26 protein-coding genes and 1 pseudogene are annotated in these 23,176 nt (G+C 71.0%); 18 read left to right on the forward strand and 9 right to left on the reverse strand.

Translation table 11 applies throughout. The annotated features are described in order from the left end of the window. The first annotated feature begins 76 nt into the window (after positions 1–76). The 3 genes from AC067M_RS18065 to AC067M_RS18075 all read left to right on the forward strand — a co-directional run bounded on the left by AC067M_RS18065 (position 77) and on the right by AC067M_RS18075 (position 3,157). Positions 77–1,024, forward strand: coding sequence for an alpha/beta hydrolase (locus tag AC067M_RS18065; RefSeq protein ID WP_478697956.1), 948 nt, complete (start codon positions 77–79; stop codon positions 1,022–1,024). A 122-nt stretch (positions 1,025–1,146) separates the two neighbouring features. After that, the gene (locus tag AC067M_RS18070; protein ID WP_478697957.1) at positions 1,147–2,364 is read left to right on the forward strand and encodes a PucR family transcriptional regulator; all 1,218 of its coding nucleotides are present in this window, start codon (positions 1,147–1,149) and stop codon (positions 2,362–2,364) included. Between the two features lie 151 nt (positions 2,365–2,515). Beyond that, on the forward strand, positions 2,516–3,157 hold the full coding sequence (locus tag AC067M_RS18075; protein ID WP_478697958.1) for a cutinase family protein: 642 nt from the start codon (positions 2,516–2,518) through the stop codon (positions 3,155–3,157). Positions 3,158–3,214: 57 nt separating this feature from the next. Here the strand turns inward: AC067M_RS18075 and AC067M_RS18080 are convergent, their stop codons facing one another. Then, positions 3,215–4,939: a hypothetical protein gene (locus AC067M_RS18080; RefSeq protein WP_478698016.1), complete on the reverse strand. Its 1,725-nt coding sequence runs from the start codon at positions 4,937–4,939 to the stop codon at positions 3,215–3,217. 398 nt (positions 4,940–5,337) lie between these two features. On the opposite strand from AC067M_RS18080, the gene AC067M_RS18085 reads away from it, so the two are divergent. The 3 genes from AC067M_RS18085 to AC067M_RS18095 all read left to right on the forward strand — a co-directional run bounded on the left by AC067M_RS18085 (position 5,338) and on the right by AC067M_RS18095 (position 6,997). Further along, positions 5,338–5,658 carry a DMT family transporter gene (locus AC067M_RS18085; RefSeq protein ID WP_478697959.1) on the forward strand — a complete coding sequence of 107 codons (321 nt, stop codon included), beginning with the start codon at positions 5,338–5,340 and terminating at the stop codon, positions 5,656–5,658. Next, a complete protein-coding gene (locus AC067M_RS18090; RefSeq protein ID WP_478697960.1) occupies positions 5,658–6,224 on the forward strand; it encodes a TetR/AcrR family transcriptional regulator in 567 nt (188 codons plus the stop codon). Before AC067M_RS18085 ends, AC067M_RS18090 begins: the two co-directional genes overlap by 1 nt. 95 nt (positions 6,225–6,319) lie before the next feature. Then, on the forward strand, positions 6,320–6,997 hold the full coding sequence (locus tag AC067M_RS18095) for a LuxR C-terminal-related transcriptional regulator (protein WP_478697961.1): 678 nt from the start codon (positions 6,320–6,322) through the stop codon (positions 6,995–6,997). Between the two features lie 64 nt (positions 6,998–7,061). Here AC067M_RS18095 and AC067M_RS18100 read toward each other — a convergent pair whose 3' ends face one another. Further along, positions 7,062–8,729 (reverse strand): cellulase family glycosylhydrolase, encoded by a 1,668-nt coding sequence (locus tag AC067M_RS18100; RefSeq protein WP_478697962.1) that lies wholly within the window; start codon positions 8,727–8,729, stop codon positions 7,062–7,064. A gap of 263 nt (positions 8,730–8,992) precedes the next feature. On the opposite strand from AC067M_RS18100, the gene AC067M_RS18105 reads away from it, so the two are divergent. From AC067M_RS18105 to AC067M_RS18140, 8 genes are all read left to right on the forward strand, one after another. Then, entirely contained in the window at positions 8,993–9,568 is a 576-nt protein-coding gene (locus AC067M_RS18105; protein ID WP_478697963.1) for a hypothetical protein, read from the forward strand. Between the two features lie 280 nt (positions 9,569–9,848). Then, positions 9,849–10,994, forward strand: coding sequence for a SchA/CurD-like domain-containing protein (locus tag AC067M_RS18110; RefSeq protein ID WP_478697964.1), 1,146 nt, complete (start codon positions 9,849–9,851; stop codon positions 10,992–10,994). Positions 10,995–11,062: 68 nt separating this feature from the next. Next, positions 11,063–11,500, forward strand: a complete 438-nt coding sequence (locus AC067M_RS18115; protein WP_478697965.1) for a cupin domain-containing protein — start codon at positions 11,063–11,065, stop codon at positions 11,498–11,500. After that, positions 11,497–12,765 carry a beta-ketoacyl-[acyl-carrier-protein] synthase family protein gene (locus tag AC067M_RS18120; protein ID WP_478697966.1) on the forward strand — a complete coding sequence of 423 codons (1,269 nt, stop codon included), beginning with the start codon at positions 11,497–11,499 and terminating at the stop codon, positions 12,763–12,765. Before AC067M_RS18115 ends, AC067M_RS18120 begins: the two co-directional genes overlap by 4 nt. Continuing rightward, positions 12,762–14,012 (forward strand): ketosynthase chain-length factor, encoded by a 1,251-nt coding sequence (locus AC067M_RS18125; RefSeq protein ID WP_478697967.1) that lies wholly within the window; start codon positions 12,762–12,764, stop codon positions 14,010–14,012. The genes AC067M_RS18120 and AC067M_RS18125 overlap by 4 nt, the downstream gene beginning before the upstream one ends. A gap of 47 nt (positions 14,013–14,059) precedes the next feature. Further along, entirely contained in the window at positions 14,060–14,317 is a 258-nt protein-coding gene (locus AC067M_RS18130) for an acyl carrier protein (protein WP_478697968.1), read from the forward strand. 1 nt (position 14,318) lies between these two features. Beyond that, positions 14,319–14,798, forward strand: a complete 480-nt coding sequence (locus AC067M_RS18135) for an SRPBCC family protein (RefSeq protein ID WP_478697969.1) — start codon at positions 14,319–14,321, stop codon at positions 14,796–14,798. A 21-nt stretch (positions 14,799–14,819) separates the two neighbouring features. Beyond that, complete coding sequence (locus tag AC067M_RS18140) at positions 14,820–15,152, forward strand: TcmI family type II polyketide cyclase (protein ID WP_478697970.1); 333 nt, start codon at positions 14,820–14,822, stop codon at positions 15,150–15,152. Between the two features lie 75 nt (positions 15,153–15,227). On the opposite strand, the gene AC067M_RS18145 is transcribed toward AC067M_RS18140, so the two are convergent. Next, positions 15,228–16,277: a methyltransferase gene (locus tag AC067M_RS18145; protein WP_478697971.1), complete on the reverse strand. Its 1,050-nt coding sequence runs from the start codon at positions 16,275–16,277 to the stop codon at positions 15,228–15,230. Positions 16,278–16,324: 47 nt separating this feature from the next. Beyond that, complete coding sequence (locus tag AC067M_RS18150; RefSeq protein ID WP_478697972.1) at positions 16,325–17,440, reverse strand: right-handed parallel beta-helix repeat-containing protein; 1,116 nt, start codon at positions 17,438–17,440, stop codon at positions 16,325–16,327. A gap of 94 nt (positions 17,441–17,534) precedes the next feature. On the opposite strand from AC067M_RS18150, the gene AC067M_RS18155 reads away from it, so the two are divergent. Next, positions 17,535–18,014 (forward strand): DUF4279 domain-containing protein, encoded by a 480-nt coding sequence (locus AC067M_RS18155; protein WP_478697973.1) that lies wholly within the window; start codon positions 17,535–17,537, stop codon positions 18,012–18,014. 51 nt (positions 18,015–18,065) lie between these two features. Next, positions 18,066–18,380: a hypothetical protein gene (locus AC067M_RS18160; RefSeq protein WP_478697974.1), complete on the forward strand. Its 315-nt coding sequence runs from the start codon at positions 18,066–18,068 to the stop codon at positions 18,378–18,380. Positions 18,381–18,439: 59 nt separating this feature from the next. On the opposite strand, the gene AC067M_RS18165 is transcribed toward AC067M_RS18160, so the two are convergent. Then, positions 18,440–19,357 (reverse strand): SMP-30/gluconolactonase/LRE family protein, encoded by a 918-nt coding sequence (locus AC067M_RS18165; protein WP_478697975.1) that lies wholly within the window; start codon positions 19,355–19,357, stop codon positions 18,440–18,442. A gap of 85 nt (positions 19,358–19,442) precedes the next feature. Here AC067M_RS18165 and AC067M_RS18170 point away from each other — a divergent pair, with 85 nt between their 5' ends. Then, entirely contained in the window at positions 19,443–19,880 is a 438-nt protein-coding gene (locus AC067M_RS18170; RefSeq protein WP_478698017.1) for an Lrp/AsnC family transcriptional regulator, read from the forward strand. A 206-nt stretch (positions 19,881–20,086) separates the two neighbouring features. Here the strand turns inward: AC067M_RS18170 and AC067M_RS18175 are convergent. Together AC067M_RS18175 and AC067M_RS18180 are read right to left on the reverse strand one after the other, a co-directional pair. Further along, a pseudogene (locus tag AC067M_RS18175) lies at positions 20,087–20,416 on the reverse strand (transposase); the annotation flags it as partial. 168 nt (positions 20,417–20,584) lie between these two features. Beyond that, positions 20,585–21,571 (reverse strand): helix-turn-helix transcriptional regulator, encoded by a 987-nt coding sequence (locus tag AC067M_RS18180; RefSeq protein WP_478697976.1) that lies wholly within the window; start codon positions 21,569–21,571, stop codon positions 20,585–20,587. 179 nt (positions 21,572–21,750) lie between these two features. Here AC067M_RS18180 and AC067M_RS18185 point away from each other — a divergent pair, with 179 nt between their 5' ends. Then, the gene (locus AC067M_RS18185; protein ID WP_478697977.1) at positions 21,751–22,158 is read left to right on the forward strand and encodes a DUF3224 domain-containing protein; all 408 of its coding nucleotides are present in this window, start codon (positions 21,751–21,753) and stop codon (positions 22,156–22,158) included. 26 nt (positions 22,159–22,184) lie between these two features. Here the strand turns inward: AC067M_RS18185 and AC067M_RS18190 are convergent, their stop codons facing one another. Beyond that, positions 22,185–22,679 carry a hypothetical protein gene (locus AC067M_RS18190; protein ID WP_478697978.1) on the reverse strand — a complete coding sequence of 165 codons (495 nt, stop codon included), beginning with the start codon at positions 22,677–22,679 and terminating at the stop codon, positions 22,185–22,187. Between the two features lie 27 nt (positions 22,680–22,706). Next, a complete protein-coding gene (locus tag AC067M_RS18195; protein WP_478697979.1) occupies positions 22,707–23,102 on the reverse strand; it encodes a cupin domain-containing protein in 396 nt (131 codons plus the stop codon). Positions 23,103–23,176: the final 74 nt, after the last annotated feature.

Raw genomic sequence — 23,176 nt, forward strand, 5'->3', positions numbered from 1 at the left:
CCGCTGAGCGCCGATGGACCCACGACCCGCGCGCCGCACACCCCCACCTCGCCGACCCGCCCCCCGAGGAGCCGCCATGTCCGACCGCACCACCGGCGTGTCCCGACGCGCCGTCACCAGAGCCGCTACGGCCGCCGGTCTGGCCGTCCTGTTCGGCGCCGCGTCCGCCACCGCCCGCGCCCGAGCCGCCACCACCCGCCTCGGTCCACGCACCGTGGACGTGTCCGTCCCCTCCACCGCGCTGGGCCGCAGCGCGCCGGTCAGGCTGATCCTCCCGACCGGCTTCGACTCGCAGCCCGGGCGGACCTTCCCCGTCCTGTACCTGTTGCACGGCGCCCACGACGACTACACGTCCTGGACGCGGGAGACCGACATCGAGGCCTTCACCGCGGGCCGCGACCTGATCGTGGCGATGCCGGACGCGGGCCCCACCGGCATACCCACCGCGTGGCGCAGCGGCCCCGACTACGAGACGTTCCAGCTGAAGGAGGTCCCGGCGCTGCTGGCCCGCGACTACCGGGCGTCCGGGGTGCGGGCCGTCGCCGGGGTCTCCACCGGTGGCTACGGTGCGATGGCGCACGCGGCCCGCCACCCGGGCATGTTCACCGCGGCGGCCTCCTACAGCGGCATCCTGGACACCACCGCACCCGGTGTGCCGAGCATCCTGGACGCCATCGTGGCCCGGGAGAAACTGCTGCCGCTGTCCCTGTGGGGCAATCCGGTCCTGAACCTGCTCACCTGGCGCGACTTCAACCCGCGCGCCCGCGCCGAGGGGCTGCGCGGCACGCCCCTGTACGTGTCCAGCGGCAGCGGGGTGGCGGGCGGCAGCGGCGACTGGTTTCCCGAGGCGCTGGAGAGCGCGCTGTGGCCCTCGGCCCACTTCTTCACCGACACGCTGGCGCTGATGCGCATCCCCGCCACCGTCCACTACTACACGGGAGGAGGACACAGCTGGACCTACTGGAAACGGGAGTTCACCGCGTCATGGCCGATGCTCGCCCGTGCACTGGGGGTGCCGGAGTGATGTCGGTGCCGTCGGGGCACGGAACGGAGCGCAGGGGACGTCCGTCAAAGCCTGGACTTCCCCCTCACCTCACGGGCAACGTTCCGCGGGTGAGCCGCTTCCGGGTGAAAGGAGTGTCCGCCGTGGCTGTCCCCACCCCGCACGAGGTACCGGACGAGCTCGGAGTTCCGGTGCCGCCGGGTCTGGCCGAGCTGCTGCGCGCCGAACTCGAGGCCGTCGCCGACGAGGTGGAGGAGGAGGTCCGCAGACAGGTCCCCGAGTACGCGCGGCCCGCCGACGGCGCCTACGGCAAGAACCTCAGGTCCGGAGTGGTGCAGGCGCTGACGCTGTTCGTCGACCACATCGCCGACCCGCGCCGCCAGGCCGACGCGATCGCCGCCACGTACTACGAGCTCGGGCGCGGAGAGGCGCTGGAGGGCCGCAGCCTGGACGCGCTGCAGTCCGCGCTGCGGATCGGCGGGCTGCATGCCTGGCGGCGGCTGGGACGTACGGCTGAGGAGCTCGGGCTGGACTCCACGGTCGTGGCCGCGCTGGGCGAACTGAGCATGCGGACGGTCCACGAGGTCGCGGAGGCGGCCGCGGCCGGGTACGCGGAGGCCCGGCTGCGCAGTACGGACGAGCTGGAGCGCCGCCGCAGGCGCCTGCTGGACCTGCTGCTCGAAGAGGGCCCCGTCTCCCTGGAGGCCGTGCAGGACATGGCGCACGGCGCCCGCTGGTCGGTGCCCCGGCAGGTCGCCGTCGTCGCGCTGGCGGCCACAGCGGACCAGCGTGCGGACGACCGGCCGCTGGCCGCGGCGGGCGCGCTGGTGGACATGGAGTCGCGGCCGCCGCGCATGCTGGTGCCGGACCCGGACGGTTCCGGCCGCTTCGGCGGCCGGGCGTTCGCGCTGGCGCTGCGGGGACGGCCGGCGGCGATCGGGCCGACGGTGCCCCTGGCGGAGGCCGCGCAGTCGCTGCACTGGGCCACCCGGGCGCTGGGGCTGATGGGCCGGGGCATCCTGCCCCGGCAGGGTGTGGTGCGCTGCGCCGACCATCTGTCGACGCTGCTGCTGCACGGCGACGAACCGCTTCTCGGCCAGTTGCAGGCGAGGGTCCTCGCTCCCCTCGACGCGGTCTCGGCGGGGCAGCGGCCCCGGTTGGCCGAGACGTTGCTGGCCTGGCTGCTCAGCGGCAGCAACGTGCCGGACGTGGCGGCCCGTCTGCACATCCATCCGCAGACCGTCCGCTACCGCCTGCGCCAGCTGGACAAGCTCTTCGGCGACGCCCTGCACGACCCCGACGCGCGCCTGGATCTCGTCCTCGCGTTGCGCGCGGAGGCGCTTCGGGGGCAGGACACGTGAAAGATTCTTTCCCGAGCCACCCACTCACGGCAGAACAAAAAGACGCGGGAATTCTGAATTCCTGTTCATAACACCCCGTCAGACAACGCGAATACCTTCGGGACCGTCCTTTTCCCCAGGCGCATCGCGCCCCACCCCACAAAGGATCCCCATGCGTATCCGCTTGTGTCTCGCCGTGCTCTCGCTGCTCGGCGGGGCCGGACTGGCCGGCCTCTCGGCGCCCGCCGCGTCGGCCGCCGCCTGTTCGGACATCGACGTCGTCGCAGCTCGTGGCACATTCGAACCGGGCACGCTCGGTTTCATCGTCGGCGACCCGGTGTACTCCGCGCTGCAGAAGAAACTGACGGGCCGGAGTCTGTCCAGCTACAAGGTGAACTACCCCGCGGACCTCTCCCTCACTTCCGCCGCACAGGGAAACTCGGATCTTGTGAACCACGTCAAGAGCCAGGCCGCGGCGTGCCCGAATCAGCGTTTCGTTCTCGTCGGCTATTCGCAGGGCGCGAACGTCGTCGACAACTCGATCGGCATCAGCAGCGCCGGCGCGGTGGTCGGCAGTCCCATCGTGGCCACCATCCCCGCCGCGCTGGAGCCGAAGGTCGCCGCGGTGCTGCTGTTCGGCAACCCGATCCGGGCCCTCGGCAAGAGCGTCACCGGCACCTACCAGAGCCGTACCTTCGACACCTGCGCGAAGGGTGACCCCATCTGCGAGAGCGGCGGGGGTGACGTGGGGGCGCATCTGAGCTATCGCGACGACGCCGACGCGGCGGCCGTCTTCGCCGTCGGCAAGGTCTGATCCGGCACACGCATGGGGCCCGGGAGGATTCACCTCCCGGGCCCTTCTCATGTGCGGCTACCGGGCGAACGCGGCCAGGTTGGTGGAGACCGGCTCGGGGCGCCCGTTGTTCTGCGCGGCTGCCGCGGTCAGCACGTCGAGGTGCTGGTAACCGTCGGCGACCACGGGGTGCAGGTCGGCCGGGACGCGGCCCGCGAGGAGCCCGTCACCCGCGAGGACCGTGAGCGTCGGGTTGGCCTTGAGCCCGTCGGGGTGGACGACGAGCCGCTTGACCTGCGGTGAGGTGGCCAGCTGGATGTCGGTGACCAGCTTGGTCGGGAAGTACTGCTCGGTGAAGTCCAGCGGCTGCTCCGCGAAGCTGCGCGCCAGTTCCTGGACGTCGGTGACCTCCTTGTCGGCGCCCGTGAACGGCGTGCCGTCGGCCGAGCGGTAGCGGGGGTCGTCAGGGTCGCCGACCCGGTCGTAGTTGCGCCAGGTGTACAGCGGCCCGCCCGGCTGGTCCGGGATGGCCTTGTACGCGGTGCCGTACAGCCCGGGCTGCTGGGAGCCGCCGTTGGCGACGGGGAAGCTCTTGTCGGCGATGGGGCCGCCGTCGAAGAAGCCCACACTGCTCTGCAGGAACGCCAGGGGTACGGAGTTGTCGTCGAGCAGCGCCCCGAGCACGGCCGCGTTGGTGAGCCGGAAGTCCTTCACCGCGGGCGAGCCGGTGAGGAACGCGGCGGCGTTCTTGGAGAACAGAAAGCGGTTGGTGGCCTCGATGTTGACGTTGGAGGGCAGGTAGCTGGGCAGGTCGGCCTCGCCGCCCGGATTCCGTACGGCACCCAGGCCCGCGATGCCCAGCAGGGTCATGGTCTCGGGGTTGAGCAGCACCGGCGCGGACAGCGTGCGCGACAGCACCCCGGTGTCGAGCCCGGCCTGCACCACGCCGTACCCGAGGCCGATGTCGGGCAGGTTGGTGTCGTCCGGGATGCTGCCGCTGAGGTCGGCCAGGGAGGTGGAGACGGTGGTGTCGAGGGCGAAGTAGCCGGCGCACTGCTGGTATCCGGCGTCCGTCGTGGTGGCGCGGTTGCCGTCGAAGTCGGCGGCCGCGAAGTAGCCGGTGATCACGCCGCCGAGGGAGTGCCCGCCGCACAGCACCTTCCGCTTGCGCAGGCCCTGGTCGGGCAGTTCGGCGGTGAGGAGGTCGTACTCGTCGCGGACGGTCTGCTCGATGCCGAGCTTCGCCATCCAGCCGAGTTCCCCGTTGCCGGCGTACCCGGCGAAGGTACGGCCCTCGACCTTCTTGCCCCGGTAGTAGTAGTCCACGGCCGTGTGCTGGTCGCCGGAGGCGATCCCGGTGCGGTCCTCCAGGCAGTTGGAGCGCCGGTCCAGGGCCCAGAACTCGATGTGCCGTCCCTGCTCGGCGGCGCGCGCCACGGTGTTGCGGGCGACGCTGTCGAAGGCCCCGGCCCCCTCCAGGATGCCGGGCTGGGCGACGAGGATCCGGTCGGCGTCGGCCGACGAGGCGGGGCCGTCGACGGAGCGGTAGCGCAGGTACGACAGCCAGTCGCAGGCCGCCGGACGGGCCCCGAACGACGTCGGCAGCGGCACCTTGACCCGCACCACCGACTCGGTCACCTCGGTGACGGGCGACGTCGACACCACGGGGGTCTCGGTCCGTGCGTTCTGCCCCTGGGCCACGGGGGCGGCGGCGGTGAGCGCGCCCGCCGTCAGCAGGGCCGCCAGCACGGCGGCCACTCCTCGTCCTTTTCTCCCGTCGAACAGTCTGGTGCGATTCATCATGTCCATGGCCGGACGGTAGGGCCGTGACGGGCGCGGGATCAGGCAGTACTCACAGGAACGCAGCTTCCCGGCGGGGCCTTGTCACCACGCCACACGGCAACCCAGGAGGCGCGGACGGGCACGCTTCGGGCACGCTCGGCGATCGGAGCCGGCGGCACGCGGTGAGCGAACGCCCGAGGCCGGACGGACGCGCCCGCGTCTGGACGTCGAACCCGGCCCTTTGCTGGGCGTAGACCGACGACCACGGCCTGGACGGCCTGGACGGCAGTCTCGTCGACCACAACTGGCCCACGGCCCAGTACACGGACGACATCACCGTGCTCCTGCTGCGCTCAGCCCGCGATGGACCGGGCGCACGCTGTGTACGCACGTACACAACGATGTGTACACTCGTACACATGGGATACGGACTGCTGGCTGCGGCCATAGCGGCGGAGGTGGCCGGGACGACGGCCATGAAGTACAGCGAGGGGTTCAGCAAAGTCTGGCCCTCGGTCGGCACGGTCGCCGGCTATCTGCTCGCCTTCGCACTGCTCGCCCAGACGCTGAAGTCGATGCAGGTCGGCACCGCGTACGCGATCTGGGCCGGGGCGGGCACCGCGGCGGTGGCGTCGATCGGGATCCTCTTCCTGGGAGAGTCGGCCGGGTTCGTCAAGCTCGCCGGGATCGTCTTCGTGATCTTCGGTGTCGTGCTGCTCAATCTGGGCGGGGCGCACTGATGGCGCCGGCACGGCGGTACGACCCCGAGCGGCGCCAGCGGATCATCGACGCCGCGATCCGGGTGGTGGGCCGCTCCGGCATCGCCGGACTCAGCCACCGCACCGTCGCCACCGAGGCGGATGTGCCGCTCGGCTCCACCACGTACCACTTCAAGACCCTCGACGACCTCCTCGTGGCCGCCCTGCGCCAGGCCAACGAGGGCTTCGCCAAGGTGGTACGCGAACACGGCGGTGCCCTCGCCGACCCCGACCGCGACCTCGCCGCCGAGCTGGCCCGCCTCACCGGCGAGTGGCTGGACGGCGACCGCACCGGCGTGGAGCTGGAGTACGAGCTCTACCTCGCCGCCCTGCGCCGGCCCGCACTGCGCACCGTCGCCGCCGAGTGGTGCGAGGAGGCCGCCGCCCTGCTCACCGAGCGCACCGACCCACCCACCGCGCGAGCCCTGCTCGCCCTGCTCGACGGGATCTGCCTGCAGGTGCTGCTGACGGGCGGGGAGTACGACGAGGAGTACACGAGGGACGCGCTGAGCCGGGTGATCGGGGGGAGCGACCAAGGGCGGATGTGATCGAAGCCACCAAAGAAACGGTGCAGTTTCGATGGGTGCGGGGCTACGCTGAGCCCCAGGGTGAACGAAACGGTTTCGTTCAGAGTGGAACCATCATGACTGCCGTTCTCATCGTCCACGACCAGTCGCTGCAACGCCTCGGCCTCCGCATGCTCCTCGCGGCCCATCCCGGACTGACCGCCGTCGGCGAAGCGGCCGACGGCGCCGAGGGGGTTCGTATGAGCGCCGAACTCCGCCCGGACGTCGTGCTGATGGACAGCCGTGTCCCGCAGAGGGACGGCATCGACACCATCCGCCGCATCACCAGGCCCGACCCCCTCCCCCGCGCCGGCACCCGAGCCCCGCGCGTGCTGCTCCTGACCCCCACGAACGACGAGGCACACTCCTACGCCGCCCTGCGCGCCGGAGCCGCCGGCTTCGTCCTCCACGACGCCACGCCCGACGACCTCACCTCCGCCATCCGCAGCGTGGCCGCGGGCAACGCCGTCATCACCCGAAGCCTCACCCGCAAACTCATCGACGCCGTCCGCCAACAGCACCCCACCCACCCCGTCGGCGGCGAACTCCGGCTGAACGCCCTCACCGACCGTGAGCGCGACGTGCTCACGGCCGTCGCCTCCGGCTGGTCCAACGCCGAGATCGCCGCCCGCCTCTCCATCGCTCCGACCACCGTCAAGTCCCACGTCAGCCACATCCTCGCGAAGATCGGTGCCCGCGCCCGCGTCCAGGCCGTGGTCTTCGCCTACGAGTCCGGCCTGGTGCGGCCGGCCTGACCACAGGCGGCATGGCGGCCGGCCGGGGCCGAGCGCCCCCCGCCGGTCGACGGGGTGTTCCGGGTCAGGCGGTCGCGCAGGTGCTGCCGTTCAGCGTGAACGAGGTCGGCGCGGTGTTGGTGCTGCCCTTCGCGGCGATGAAGCCGACGCTCACCGAGCCGCCCGCGGAGATGGTCGAGGTGTAGGAGGCGGGGGCGACACTCACCGCGCCACCGTTCTGGGTGGGCGCCCCGCCCCACATGTTGCTGACGGTCTGGCCTCCTGCGAAGGCGAAGCCCAGGGTCCACCCGTCGATGGCGCTGTTTCCGGTGTTCCGGATGGTGATCTCGCCCTGGAAGCCGCCCTGCCACTCGCCCACGACGCGGTAACCGACGGAGCAGTTCCCGGCAGGCGCACTCGTGGTGGTGACGTTCACCGTGGCCGAGCGTGCCGAGCGGTTGCCGGCTGCGTCACGGGCGTACACCGCGAAGGTGTACGAGGTGGCGGCGGCCAGGCCGGTCAAGGAGACGCTGTTGGTCGCGGAGGAGGCCACCTTCGTCTCGGAGCCGCCGCTGACGCGGACGACGTCGTAGCCGCTGACGCCGACGTTGTCGGTGGCTGCGCTCCAGCCGAGCGTGGCGGACGTGGCCGTCACCGCGGACGCGGTCGGCGTGCCGGGGGCGGTCGGCGCCTGGGTGTCGCCCGGGCTGCCGCCGCCGAAGACCGTGGCCTCCTTGGAGGTCTGGGCGATGCCGTTGGCCCCGTTGAAGATGCGCTGGCCCCAGGAGCTGAGCTGATTCGGGTCGAAGCCGATCGACAGGTCCAGGATCGGGTCGGTGTTGCCGCTCCAGGACCAGGCGAGGTAGCCGAGCTTGAGCTGCTGGGCGGTGGCCATCATGGTGTCCTCGTCGGGGTCGCCCCACTGGTCGGCGGGTCCGCCGAACTCACCGATGAGGAGGGGCAGCTTGGCGGTGACGAAGGCGTTGAGGTAATCCGTGATCTCCGCCGCGGTGTCGAAGACGCTGTACATGTGGATCGAGAAGATCAGGTTGCCGGTGGGGTCGGCGTCGTAGACCGTCTTGGCGTTGGCACGCATGACGCCCTGCCAGTCCTGTCCCCAGTTGGGCGCGTCCACCATGATGGTGTGCTCGAACCCGGCGCTCCGAAGCTTCTTGACGGCGGCGGCCGTGGGGTCGGTCCAGCCTGCGGGGTCGGTGTTGCCCCAGGGCTCGTTGCCGATGTTGACGATGACGTAGTTCTCTTCGCCGGCGAGGACGCTCTTCAGGCTGATCCAGTAGTCGGCCGCGTGATCGAGGGTGCCGGCCGCGGCCTCCTCACCGTAGCCGGTGGTGTCGTGCACCTCCAGGACGCAGATGAGCCGGTTGGCCTTGCACTGGGCGACCACGTTGGCCACGTCCTGGGCACTGTTCTTGGTCCAGCGGTGCCCGTCGGAGAGGACGACGCGGACGGTGTTGGCGCCCAGCGCCTTCACATCGGCGAGCGACTGGAGCTCGTTCGGATACCAGGTGTGGGCGTGGTTGACGCCGCGCATGACGAAGTCATTACCGTTGCCCTCCAGCAGTCGGCCGTTGCTGATGTGCAGACCGGCGGCCTTGACGCCGGGCGGCGACTGGGCCGCCTGTGCGGCGGTCGGGACGACCGCGCCGAGGACGACGAGGCCGAGCAGGACGGCCAGTGCCGTCAGCAGACGGGCGAGGGGCGTCTTTCGGGTCGTGCTTCTTGCTCTTCTCACTGCGACTCCAGAAAGTGAGCGCCAAGAAACGTGGGCATGAAAGAGAGCATGGGAGCGCTCCCATGAAAGCCACTTTGCCGAGAACACGTCAAGACATCGGGCGCGTTCGCGTTGCGCGAGCCCCAAAAGGCGCAGTCGGGTTCGCCCGAGTGAGCGTCTGGAGTGGTGGGATCAGTGTGGCTGTTTGACGGTGGATCACGTCAAGACCGGGTCCGTTCAGCTGACGCCATGTCGGCTGCCCGGCCATGACGGAAGGACTACCCATGCGTTCTGCCCGCCTGCTCCTGACCACCGCGGCGGCCTCCGCCGTCCTCGCCCTGGCCGCCACCGGCGCCCACGCCGCCGACGACTGGGGCCACGACGACACCTCCTCCTCGCACAGCAAGGAACACCACAAGGACAAGGACGCCGAGCACGGCAAGCCGCACGGCGGGGTCCACACCGGCGGCGGCGCCCTCACCGCCCTCACCGGCGGCGACGACTGGGCCACCGCCCACGACCCCAAGTACGACCCCGAGACCTACAAGGAGAAGGACACCTCCAAGGACTCCTACTCCAAGGACGACTACTCCAAGGACGACCACTCCAAGGACTCCTACGCCAAGGAGAAGGACGACTACGCCAAGGACAAGGACGACTGGAGCGGCAGCGGCGAGAAGGACAAGGGCTCCTGGAGCGGCGGCGGTGACCACGACAAGCCCCACGGCGGCATGCACACCGGTGGCGGCGCCCTCGCCGGCACCACCGGCGTGACCGCCGGCGGCCTCGCCGTCCTCGCCCTCGGCGGCGCCGGCGCCTACACCCTGCGCCGCAGGAAGACCGCGGCCGGCCTGGCCTGACCCGTGCCCGACGCGATACCCCGCTGCGGCCGCCACCCGTGACCCACCGGCACGGCGTGGCGGCCCAGCCATGCCCGGAATCACTTCGGTCGGCGTTCCGAGATTGCCATGTTCACGCCACCACCGAGACCTCTGAGGAACCCTCAGTTCCGCCCCCGCGATCACCCACGTAGTTCATACGAGTCGCGCGCTTCCGGGGACGGACACAAGATCGAGGAACGCTGACGTCGCCTCACGCGGTCGGCGTTCACCTCTGCCCCGCGAAGGAGTTGTGCGCAGGATGACCACCACGTCCGCCCCTGTTTCACCCCCCACCCGCCAGGCGTCGCAACGCGTCTCCCAGTCCGTGTTCGACGGCTCCAGACTCCGGGTCGTCCTGCTGGTCGACGTCTACGACGGAGCCCAGCAGCAGTTCCTGGAGGCCTACGAGCAGCTCTGCAACCAGGTCGCGTCGGTTCCCGGGCACGTCAGCGACCAGCTCTGCCAGTCGATCGAGAACCCCTCCCAGTGGCTCATCACCAGCGAGTGGGAGAGCGCCCCGCCGTTCCTCGCCTGGGTGAACAGCGAGGAGCACGTGCGGATGGTGGAGCCGTTGCACAGCTGCGTCCGGGACACCCGGTCGCTGCGCTTCCACGTCGTCCGCGAGACCGGCGGCCCGGCGGCGGACGCTCGCGAGGCCGGGAAGCGCCGGCTCCAGACGTCTCCCCGGATCGGTGACGGCGTGATCCGGCACGCGCTGACCTTCACGGTCAAGCCGGGCAGCGAGGAGGCCGTCGCCAAGATCCTCGCCGACTACGCCTCGCCCGAGCCGCGGGTCGACGACACCACCCGGCTGTGCCGCACCTCGCTGTTCATGCACGGCAACCGGGTCGTCCGGGCCATCGAGGTGCGGGGCGACCTGCTCGCGGCGCTGCGCCACGTCTCCCGGCAGCCCGAGGTGCGGGCGGTCGAGGAGGCCATCAACCCCTATCTCGAGCAGGACCGGGACCTCAACGACCCCGAGTCCGCCCGGCTCTTCTTCACACGGGCGGCGCTGCCCGCCGTCCACCACGTCACGGCGAACCAGCAGGACCCGGAGGCCGAGCGGCACGCGCTGTACTACCCGGCCCGGCCGGGGTGCGGCATGCGGCTGGCCGAGTTGCTCGCCCAGCGGGACGAGGCGGCGGCGGACGACCCGCGCAGCCCGGTGCTGCGCAGCACGATCTTCCAGCGCGACGACGTCGTGGTCCGGCTGATCGACGTGCGCGGCGGCCTCGACGCCGCCGACCCCGTCCTCGCCCTCGGTCTTCCCGAGGCCGGGCGGGCGGCGGAGCTGGCGGAGCTCCTCGACGCGGACACCTCCGCGCTCAGGGGCGGCGACGTCTCGCACTTCCTCGCCCACACCCGGATGGAACTCGTCACCGACCGCCGGTCGCCGGACGCCTGATCCACCAGGACGCGGGCCGCGGCGGCCACGCCCCTCATGTCGACGCAGCACACCATCGGAGGAACGTCGTGATCAAAACCCGTCCCAGAATCGTGGACTTCAGCGAGGTCGAGCCCAACACCCGGCGCGGGGGCGACCTGCGCGCCATGCTCACCCCCACCACGGTCGGCTCCACCAGCGGCTTCATGGGCGTGGCCGTCGTCCAGCCCGGCGACCGCATCGGCGAGCACTACCACCCGTATTCCGAGGAGTTCGTGTACGTGGTCTGCGGGCAGCTGGAGGTGGACCTGGACGGTGAGCCCCACCCGCTGCTGCCGGAGCAGGGGCTCATGATCCCCGCCTACCTGCGGCACCGGTTCCGCAACGTCGGCAACGTGGAGGCGCGGATCGTCTTCCACCTCGGCCCGCTGGCCCCCGAGCCCCGGCTGGGCCATGTCGACACCGAGGGAGCCGACGCCGACGCGGGCGAGGAGCGCACCGCCGAGCGACGTGAGGTGCGTTCATGACCAGGCGCGTGGCCGTCACCGGCATAGGTGTCGTCGCCCCGGGCGGTATCGGCGTACCGGCCTTCTGGGACCTGCTGTCCCAGGGGCGCACCGCGACACGGGGCATCACCTTCTTCGACCCGACCGGTCTGCGGTCGCGGATCGCCGCCGAGTGCGACTTCGACCCGGCGGCGCACGGACTGGACGCCGAGGACGTCGCCCGGGGCGACCGGTACATCCAGTTCGCCCTGGTCGCCGGGGCCGAGGCCGTCCGCGACTCCGGTCTCGACCTGGCCCGGGAGGACCCCTGGCGGGTCGGAGTCTCCCTGGGCACGGCGGTCGGCGGCACCACCCGCCTCGAGCACGACTACGTGTTGGTCAGTCACCGGGGCCAGCGGTGGGACGTGGACCACGGCGAGGCGGAGCCGCATCTGCACCGCGCGTTCTCGCCGAGCACGCTGGCCTCGACGGTGGCGGAGCGGTTCGGGGCGTGCGGGCCGGTGCAGACCGTCTCCACGGGCTGCACCTCCGGGCTCGACGCGGTCGGGTACGCCTTCCACACCGTGCAGGAGGGCCGGGCCGACGTCTGCATCGCGGGTGCCTCGGACTCGCCGATCTCGCCGATCACCATGGCCTGCTTCGACGCGATCAAGGCCACGTCCCCGAACAACGACGACCCGGCGCACGCCTCCCGGCCGTTCGACAACAACCGGGACGGGTTCGTCATGGGCGAGGGCGGGGCGGTGCTGGTCCTGGAGGAGCTGGAGCACGCGCGGGCCCGCGGCGCCCATGTGTACTGCGAGCTCTCCGGTTACGCCACCTTCGGCAACGCCTATCACATGACCGGTCTGACCAGCGAGGGCCTCGAGATGGCCCGCGCCATCGACGACGCCCTCGACCACGCCCGCCTCGACGGCTCGGCGATCGACTACGTCAACGCGCACGGCTCGGGTACCCGGCAGAACGACCGCCACGAGACCGCCGCGGTGAAGCGGGCGCTGGGCCACCACGCCTACGACACGCCCATGAGTTCCATCAAGTCCATGGTGGGTCACTCCCTTGGAGCGATCGGGGCGATCGAGGTCGTGGCCTGTGTGCTGGCCCTGGCCCACCAGGTGGTACCGCCCACCGCGAACTACGAGACGCCCGACCCCGAGTGCGACCTGGACTACGTGCCGCGCGTCGCCCGCGAACGGAGACTGAACAGCGTGCTCTCCGTGGGCAGCGGGTTCGGCGGCTTCCAGTCCGCAGTGGTCCTGAGCCGGTCGAGGGAGAGGACACGATGAGCGAACCCCGTGCACGGCGCGCGGCCGTCACCGGTATCGGTGTGATCGCGCCCAACGGAACGAGCACCGAGACGTTCTGGAAGTCCACCCAGGAGGGCGTCAGCGTCCTCGACCGGGTCACCCGCGAGGGCTGTGAGCACCTGCCGCTGCGGGTGGCCGGCGAGGTGCGTGAGTTCGAGCCGTCGGCGGTGGTCGAGGAGCGCTTCCTCGTCCAGACCGACCGCTTCACGCACTTCGCGATGGCCGCGGCCGACCTCGCGCTGGAGGATGCCGGCCTCGGCCAGGCCGACACCGACGCGGCACCGTTCTCGGTGGGCGTGGTCACCGCGGCCGGGTCCGGCGGCGGTGAGTTCGGCCAGCGGGAGCTCCAGCAACTGTGGGGCAAGGGCAGCCGGTTCGTCGGCCCGTACCAGTCCATCGCCTGGTTCTACGCCGCCAGCACCGGCCAGATCTCCATCCGCCGGGGCTTCAAGGGGCCCTGCTCGGTGGTCGCCGCCGACGAGGCCGGCGGTCTCGACGCCCTCGCGCACGCCGCGAGGGCGGTGCGGCGCGGCACCGATGTGATCGTGGCCGGCTCGACCGAGGCGCCGCTCGCGCCGTACTCGATGGTGTGCCAGCTCGGTTACGAGGAGCTCAGCACCGTCGAGGACCCGGCGCGCGCCTACCGGCCGTTCACCGACGGCGCCTGCGGGTTCGTACCGGCCGAGGGCGGCGCCATGGTGGTCGTGGAGGAGGCGTCCTCGGCCCGGGAGCGGGACGTGCGGGTGCGGGCCACGCTCGCCGGGCACGCGGCGACCTTCACCGGCGCCTCCCGCTGGGACAGGTCCCGGGAAGGGCTCGCGCAGGCCATCCGCGGTGCCCTGGACGAGGCCGGCTGCGCGCCCGAGGAGATCGACGTGGTCTTCGCCGACGCGCTCGGTGTGCCGGAGGCGGACCGGGCCGAGGCGCTGGCGATCGCCGACGCCCTCGGCGCGCACGGCAGGCGCGTGCCCGTCACCGCGCCGAAGACGGGTACGGGGCGCGGCTACTGCGCGGCACCCGTCCTGGACGCCGCGACGGCGGTGCTCGCGATGGAGCACGGCCTGATCCCACCCACCCCGAACGTCTTCGACGTCTGCCATGACCTCGACGTGGTGACCGTCCGCGCCCGCGCCGCCGAGGTGCGCACGGCGCTGGTCCTGAGTCGGGGACTCATGGGTTCGAACTCGGCGCTCGTGCTCAGGCACGGCGCCGCCGACGCCTCGTAGCGAGGCAGTGCACAGCCCACAGCAAGCAGCGCAAGGAGAGGATCCGCATGAGTGACCGCATCACCGTGGAAGAGCTGTCCGAGCTCATGAAGAAGGCCGCCGGGGTCACCGTCGCCCCGCAGCAGCTTCAGGAGCAGTACGACGCCGGTTTCGACACCCTCGGCATCGACTCGCTCGGTCTGCTGGGCATTGTCGGCGAGCTGGAGAATCGTTACGGCACGCCGATGCCGCCCGACGCGGAGCGCAGCAAGACGCCCCGTCAGTTCCTCGAGCTCGTCAACAGCGCCTTCATGGCAGGAGCGTGACATGGCCGGACACACGCAGAACGAGATCACCATCGCCGCGCCGCTGGACCTCGTCTGGGACATGACCAACGACCTGGCCAACTGGCCGCGGCTGTTCAGCGAGTACGCCTCAGTCGAGATCCTGTCGAAGGAGGGGAACAAGACCACCTTCCGGCTGACCATGCACCCCGACGAGAACGGCACGGTGTGGAGCTGGGTCTCCGAACGGGAGCCCGACCGCGACACGCTCACCGTGAAGGCCCGCCGGGTCGAGACCGGGCCGTTCGCCCACATGGACATCCGGTGGCAGTACGAGGAGGTCCCCCAGGGCACTCGGATGATCTGGACCCAGGACTTCGCCATGAAGCCCGACGCGCCGGTCGACGACGCCTGGATGACGGACAACATCAACCGCAACTCCAAGATCCAGATGGCCCTGATCCGGGACCGGATCGAGAAGGCCGCCGCCGAGCACGGGTCCGCCCCGGGCCTGACCGACTGAGCCGTACGGAGGACAGTCCCCATGCACCAAGCCCTGATCGTCGCCCGGATGGCACCCGGTTCGGCCCCGGACATCGCCAAGATCTTCGAGGACTCCGACCGGGGAGAACTCCCCCACCTCGTGGGGGTGGCCCGACGCGGTCTCTTCCAGTTCGGTGACGTGTACCTGCACCTCATCGAGTCCGAGCAGGACCCCGGCCCCGCCATCGCCAAGGTGGCGGGCCACCCCGAGTTCAGGGACGTCAGCGAGCGTCTGTCGGCGTACGTCAGCGCGTACGACCCGGCGACGTGGCGCTCCCCCAAGGACGCGATGGCGCACTGCTTCTACCGCTGGGAGCGGGACTCCTCCGCCTGAGCCTGTGTCGACGGCCGCCGGTCGCCGGGTCCGCTGTGTCGCGGGCCCGGCGACCGGCGGTGTCTCAAGGGGCGCTCATGCGGGGACGATGCAGTCGAACGCGTGCAGGTAGGGGTTGACGGGACTGATCTCGTCGATGACCAGGCCCGCCTCGGTCAGCCGGGAGACCATGCTCTCGGTGGTGTGCTTCGCCCCGCCGACGTTGAGGAGCAGCAGCAGGTCCATCGCGGTGCTGAACCGCATCGACGGGGTGTCGTCGACGAGGTTCTCGATGACCACGACCCGGGTCCCGGGCCCGCCCGCCTCGATGACGTTGCGCAGGGTCCGGGCGGTGCTGTCGTCGTCCCACTCCAGGATGTTCTTGATGACGTACACGTCGGCCTGGACCGGGACGGCCTCGCGAACGTCGCCGGGGACGATGCGCACCCGGTCCGCGAGGGCGCCCCCGTCGCGCAGCCGCGGATCGGCGTTCTGCACCACGCGTGGCAGGTCGAGAAGGCTGCCCTGCATCTTCGGGTACTTCTCCAGCAGGCTCGCCACCACATGCCCCTGGCCGCCGCCGATGTCGGCGACCGACTTGCTGCCCGACAGGTCGAGGAGCTGGGCGACGTCCCGCGCGGACTGCATGCTCGACGTCGTCATGGCCCGGTTGAAGATGTCGGCCGACGCGGGGGCGTCCTCGTTGAGGTACTGGAAGAACTCCTTGCCGTAGAGCTCCTCCACCACGTTCCCGCCGGTGCGCACCGCCTCGTCGAGGAGCGGCCACGCGTCCCAGGTCCAGGGCTCGGTGCACCACAGGGTGATGTAGCGCAGGCTGCCCGGGTCGTCCTCGCGCAGCAGCCGGGACATGTCGGAGTGCGCGAACGTTCCGTCCTCGCGCTCGGTGAAGACGCCGTAGCAGGACAGGGCGCGCAGGAGCCGTCGCAGCGGCTTCGGCTCGGCCTTCACCGCGGCCGCGAGGTCCGGCACGCTCATGGGGCTGTCCCCCAGCGCGTCGGCGACCCCCAGCCGGGCGGCCGCGCGCAGGGCGGCGGCACAAGCCGCCCCGAACGCGAGTTCCCTCAGCCGCATGGACGGCGGGGGTGCCGTTCCCGCGGTCGGGTCGGCAGTGCTTGCGGTCGTCATGTGCCGCCTTTCCTCTTTCTGGGTCCAGTGGGGTGGGGCCGGGCGGGTCAGCAGAGGCCGGCGGGCCGAGAGGCGCCGCAGGCGTTGCCCTCGAAGGTGTTGCCGGTCGCGGCGGTGTCCGTGTCGACGAGGTCCGCCGGGGCGTTGCGCTCCAGCGTGTTGTCGCTGATGAGGTTCCGCTCGTTCGTGGTGCCGACCAGGCTCTTGAAGAGCACGACGCCACCGGACAACGGGGAGGCGCCGGCGTTGTCCGTGATCAGGTTCCGGGTGACCAGGGTTTTCTCGGCGCCGGTCAGGACGATGCCGGAGCCCTGAAGGAAGGGCAGCCGGGGGGTCTTCGCGCAGTACTTGTTGTTCTGCACGACGCGGTTGTCGCGCACGGTCAGTGCGCCGGCCCGCGGGGGCGTCTCGTCACCGACGACGAACACCCCCGCGCAGTTCCCGGTGATGTCGTTGCGCGCGACGGTGAGGTTCCTCAGGCGCCGTACGGTGACGCCGACCCGGTTGCCCTCAAGACGGTTGCGTGCGATCAGCGCTCCGCGGGAGTCCGTGGCTCCGCCCTCTTCCGTGACCGAGTTGGCGAGGAACAGGCCCGCGTCGCCGTTGTCGCGAGCGGCGTTGTTCACGAAGACGCCGCCGGTGGAGCGCTGCTGGGCGATGCCCCACTGCCCGTTCTTCTCGGCGGTCACCTTGCGCACGGTCAGCTGGTCGGTCTCCGACGCCCACAGTCCGTTCTTGGCGAAGCCGGAGAGGGTCAGCGAGGCGACGGTGACGCCCTCGACGGGGCTGCCGTCGATGCCTTCCACACAGATGCCGTTGCCGGCCCGGGCACAGCTGTCGGCGGCCTTCGTGCCGGAGGCCTTGGTGGTGGTCTTCGTCGTGGTCTTCGTGCTGGTCTTCGTGGTGGCGGCCGGCTGGAGGACGGTGCTGCGGCCCACGCCGCGCAGGGTCACCCCGGACGTGGTCACCCGGACGCTCTCCCGGTAGACGCCGGGGGTCAGCAGGACCGTGTCGCCGGGCCGCGCGGCGTCCACCGCCTGCTGAATCGATTCCCCCGGGAGCACCACGTGGACCATGGGGGCGGGGGCGGGCGGGGCCGCGCCGAGTGCCGAGCCGACGAGGGCCGCGGTGCATGCGAGATAGGCGAAATGAGGTTTCGTCATATTCTGTACGTTATGACCTGATAAGCCGTATTGCGACAGGATGGGCCGTCCGGCGGCGTGTCACGCCGACCGGCCGCGCCGGTACGCTCTCCCGGTGCCTGTGCGTCAGTACGTCTACTTCGCCCTCTCCAGTGAGAACACCACCGCCCGCGAGATGACGGCGTTCCTTGGCATCGAGCCGGACGAGACGACCGTCCGCGGCGCTCACGGCACCGAGCCCGTCGTACGGCCGGCCGTGCACCGCTGGAAGGTCGCGTGCCGGGACGGCGGTCTGGGCGTCGACGATCAGGTGGCGAGGCTGCTCGACCGGCTCCGCCCGCACACCCCCCGCATCGCGGAACTCGCCGCCCGGCTGGGCGCGGAGGACGGGCCGGGCGCGGTCGCGGTGCTGCAGATCGTCCGCTACTTCAACGACTCCGACGACTCGGAGGAGCCCGGTGAGGGCGGCCTGTCGGCGTCTCCGGGTCTGTTCGGTTGGCACCTGGGCCGTGACGTACTCGCCTTCCTCGCGGCCACCGGGGCGGTCGTGGACGTCGACGAGTACGACATGACGCCTGACGCGCCGGAGCGCTGAGGCGCCTCGGTCTCCCCGGCGCTCGAACCGGCCGATCCGCGCGGCTGCACGGTGGCCCGTCAGGTCGCCGACCTGGAGGCCGTACGCCGGCGGATCGGCGCCGAGCGGGTGGTGCTGCTTCGGTTCGCCCTGGGGGGGCGACGCCCGCCGCCGCGCACCTCGCCGACCACCCCGACCGGCCGGAGCCACGTGCCGGTGCCGGCCCTGCGGGGCGCGTGCGACTACAAGAACCCCGGGATCGCACGGGGGTACGCGGAGGTCATGCCGGAGGCCACCGTCCGGACGGTGACCGGGGCGGGCCGGCTGATCGACGTGGAACAGCCCGCCGTGTACCGCGAGGCGGTCACCGGGTTCCTCGGCCGGTGAGCACGGTGCGCCGCGTGAGGGCCGGCGAGACGGCCCCCGGGCGGCGCGTCGGTCACTGTTCAGACGCGGGGCGCGCCCGTCACCGACATCATCAGCGAGTACAGGGAGGTGGTGGCCGTGATGAACAGGCGGTTGTTCTTCGGGCCGCCGAAGGTGATGTTGGAGACGGGCTCGGGCACGCGGAGCCGGCCGATGAGGGTGCCGTCGGGGTCGTAGCAGTGGATGCCGTCGTGCAGGGCGGCGGCCCACAGGCGGCCCTCGTCGTCGAAGCGGATGTTGTCGAAGTGGACGCCCTCCCGGGCCTGGGCGAAGATCCTGCCGTTCGCGAGCGAGCCGTCGTCGCGGACGTCGTGGACATGGATGCGGGCGGCCCGCGAGTCGGAGACGTACAGCCGCTTCTCGTCGGGGGACAGGATGACGCCGTTGGGTCCGTCGAATCCGTCGGCGGCGAGGTGGACCTCCCCGGTCGCCGGGTCGATGCGGTAGACGTTGCACGCGCCGATCTCGGACTCGGCCCGGTGGCCCTCGTAGTCGCTGGTGATGCCGAAGTCCGGGTCGGAGAACCAGATGGTGCCGTCGGAGCGTACGACGGCGTCGTTCGGGCTGTTGAGCCGCTTGCCCGCGTACCGGTCGGCGAGGACGGTGACCGAGCCGTCGGGCTCGGTGCGGGTGACGCGGCGGTTGCCCTGCTCGCAGGTGACCAACCGGCCTTGCCGGTCGAGCGTGTTGCCGTTGCTGTGGCCGGCCGGGCTGCGGAAGAGGGACACCGCGCCGGTGGCCTCGTCCCAGCGCAGGATGCGGTCGTTGGGGATGTCGCTCCAGATCAGCTGACGCCAGGCGGGGAGGTACAGGGGACCCTCGGTCCAGCGGCAGCCGTCGTACAGCACCTCCAGCCTGCTGTCGCCGTTCGTACAGCGTCCGGTGCGGAAACGGTCGTCCAGGATCTCGTACGGGTCGTCGACGATGTGGCCGGACATGGGGTCCCCTCGGCGAGATGGAGCAGGATTTCCTTCAACTTAACACGCGTATGACCGAACGTTATATGGTTTTCCCATGAGACGAGTGGATGACATCGACCGGCAGTTGATCGCCCTGCTCCAGCGCGACGCCACCCGGTCTTACGCGGCGCTGGGCAGGGCGGTCGGCCTGTCGGCGGGCGCCGCGCACGAGCGCGTGCGCAAGCTGCGCGAACAGGGGGTCATCCGGGCCACGGTCGTCGATGTCGACCCCGCGGCGCTCGACCGCGGTGTCCTCTCCTTCGTCCTGGTCGACGCGACGGCTTGGATGGGCGACCGCGCCGACTCCTTCGCCGCGATACCCGAGATCCAGGAGGCCCACGTCATCGCGGGCAGCGCCGCCGTCCTGGTGAAGGTCCGCACCGCGACCACGGAGCAACTCCAGGACGTGTTGCGTCGCTTGTACGCGATCGAGGGCGTGAGCGGGACGCAGGCGACGGTGGTGCTGGAGACGTTCTTCGAGCGGGCGGTAGACGTCGACTAGGGCCGGCGGCTCGGGGGCCGTGCGGGAGCGGGATGCTCCCGCACGGCGGGTTCGGCCAGGGCGGGTTGTGGAAGTCCGGACGGCCGGACTTCCGCATCACGCCCTAGTAGGACTCCGTTAGGTTGCTCTGGCTCTTGAGTTTGGGCTGGTGGGGGATGTTCTGGGCAGGGGGCGGTGGCAGGTGGTGCAGGTTCCGGTCCAGCAGTTCAGCAGGTCTTGGATGGCGTCGAGGGTCTGGTGGAGGGTGAGTCCGCTGTATCGGCTTTTGGGGCCAGTCGCTGTTCGGTGAGGAACGCGTGGGCGGCGGTGACCAGGGTGACGTGGTGATGCCACCCGGCCCAGGAACGTCCCTCGAAGTGGTCCAGGCCGAGGCCGTGCTTGAGTTCCCGGTAGTCGTGCTCGATGCGCCAGCGGATCTTGGCCAGGCGGACCAGTTCGGCCGGCGGGGTGTCGGCGGGCAGGCTGGTGAGCCAGCAGCCGGTGGGTTCTTGGGCGTCCTCGGGCCATTCGACCAGCAGCGTCACTTCAGGCAACAGGTCACCTCGCGGGCTCACGCTCCCGGCGAGGGTGATCCGGATGAGGTCAGACCGTCGCCCGGGACGTGAGGATGATCCGGGCGCTGCGCACGGCAGTGGCCTTGAGCGCGGTCATCGACCTCGCCTCCCCGTATTCCTCGACTCAGGTGCACACGAACGTCGTAGGCCCTACCCGTCCGTGGGCGCCGGGCCGACCGCGTAGCGGTCCGCCAGCACGGTCACGGCCTCGGCGACGGCCCGTCGCAGTGCGGGAGGCCCGAGGACCTCCGCGTCCGTGCCGAGTCTCAGGAGGTCGCTGACCGCGACGGACTGTGCTTCTACGGCCATCTCCACGTGCACCCAGCCGTCGTCGTCCGGCGGGCCGGCACTCTCCAGGGCTCGTGCGCCCACCGCGCCGAACTGTATGGGGAGCAGTCGCTGGGCTCGGGGCGAGATGCGCAGGTGTGCGGTTTCCTGGTGCAGGGCCGCCTCCAGACGCCGGGAGCTAGCCTCCCAGTAGGCGGCCAGGTCGAATCCGGCGGGGCGTTCGAAGGGCGTACCGATGGTGTCCACGGCCAGGAACCGGGAGATCCGGTACGTCCGTACCGCCTCCTCCATTCCTGCCACCAGATACCAGATGCCACTCTTGAGGACGATGCCGAGCGGACGCAGTTCCCGGTGGACCTCCCCGCGCCAGCGCCGGTAGTGCGCCCGCAGCGGCCGTTGCTCCCACACCGCCCGCGCGATGGTCTCCAGATGCGGCACCGGGTCGGCGTCCCTGAACCAGGCCTGGGCGTCCAGATGGAAGCGGTCCTGGACGCGGCGGGCCTGTTCCGCCAGTTCGGCCGGAAGCGCGGCCTGCACCTTGAGTTGAGCGGTCGTCAGGACCGCGCCCAGGCCCAGTTCGCGGGCCGGTCCCGGCGCTCCGCTGAGGAAGAGCGAGCCGGCCTCGGCGTCGGTGAGTCCGGTCAGCCGGGTGCGGTAGCCGTCCATGAGGCGGTAGCCGCCCGCGGGGCCGCGGTCGGTGAGGACCGGGACACCGGCAGCGCCGAGTGCCTCGATGTCCCGATAGACCGTGCGGACCGACACCTCCAACTCCGCGGCGAGCTCGGGGGCGGTCATCCGCCCACGGTTCTGGAGCAGCAGGAGCAGGGAGAGGAGCCGGTCGGCGCGCATGGTGACATTGTCCGCCGTCGCTGATCCCCGTACCTCCGCGGCGGCTGCTGATGGAGGTGCCGTTCGTCGCGTTCGCCGTGCTGATGCCCGCCGTACCTGACAGAAGGTGTCAGGTACGGCCGACAGACTGCTCGAGCGCCGAGGGCAACAGCCCGCGCGACCCGTTCGAGAGGACCCCCATGCCCACGCAGACCACCGGCCACTTCACCTTCGCCGACTGGGAGGAGCGCGCGGTCGGCCGGAGCGACGGCCACCCGAGAATGGCGCACGCCTCTGTCACCAACACCTTCTCCGGCGGTGTCGAGGCCGCCGACACGGCGTGCGAGTACACCATCGTCTACGTCACGGAGAAGACCGGCACGTACACCGGCATGGAGCTGTTCCACGGCACCGTCGACGGACGCAAGGGCAGCTTCGCCGTCGAGGAACGCGGCTCGTTCGAGGCCGACGGCAGCGTGCACTGCGTCTTCGAGGTCGTCCCGGGCTCGGGCACCGGGGAACTGACGGGCCTGCGCGGCACCGGAAGCTTCACGGCCAGGCACGGCGAGCCCTCCGTGCCGTACACGTTCGCCTACGACCTGGACTGACGAACCGTCACAAGGCCCGGGGATCGTCAGACCGTGCGGCGGCGACGCTTGGTCTTCGCGCCCGCGCGCTCGCGGAGCAAGGTCGCGTAGAACTCGGCGTCTTCGTCTCCGAGGTCGAGGTACTCGCAGATGTCGGCCACCGTTTCGGCGTCCTGCGCGTCTCCGGTGAGCCCGAGGTGCAGGAGGGTCCGCAGGCCCTCCCGCACCCGGGCGCGGCACTCGTCGTCCGCTCCCGCGGCCACGAACTCCAGCGTCTGCAGAAGGACGCCACGGGCCAGCGGCGCGATCTCGCCCGCCAGCGCGGACATGATCACGCCGACGGCGGGAGCGGTGCAGGCGAAGATGTTCGACTCGGCCTCGACGTGGCCTTCGAGGGTGTACCCGATCATCTCCCTCGGGGTCCCGGCGGTGAGAAGCGCCTCGAACATCAGGGGCAGATGCTCGGCGGAGTCACCACAGCCGCACTCCAGCGAAGCCCAGTCGACCCGCCCCAGTTCCGCGCGCACCAGGTCACTCACCACGAGCTTCAGCCCCCTTTCGTCGAACACTCACCCTAGGCGTTCGCAAGGGGCGGGCGACCCGTCCCCCACCTTGTAGCCGGGGAGGGACGGCCAGCGGACCGTCAGGACGACGGACTCCTCCTCCGCGTACCACGAGTGGTCGACGCCGCGGCCCCACACCACGTAGTCGCCCTGTTCGGCCAGGACGACATCGCGGGCGGGCAGCTTCACATGGAAGCGGCCGCTGATGAGGACCAGCAGGGCCGTGCGCTCCTCGCCCCTCACCCAGTGGGCCCGTTCGTCGCCCTTCGGATGGACGCCCCACTTGATCTCGACGTCCTCGCTGTGGCGGGGGTCGCCGGTGTCCTTGAAGTGGCCGAGCAGCCAGCCCCGGTCCAGGGCCGCGTCCTTGCCCGCGTTGCCCACGTACACGCTGTCGTTCATGAGTCGGGAAGCTAGCAGCCGGCCTGGTCGGGCCCGCGCCTCCCCCGGGGGGCCGACCCGACGTGCGGGACCGC

Source organism: Streptomyces sp. NPDC043427 (assembly GCF_056436655.1).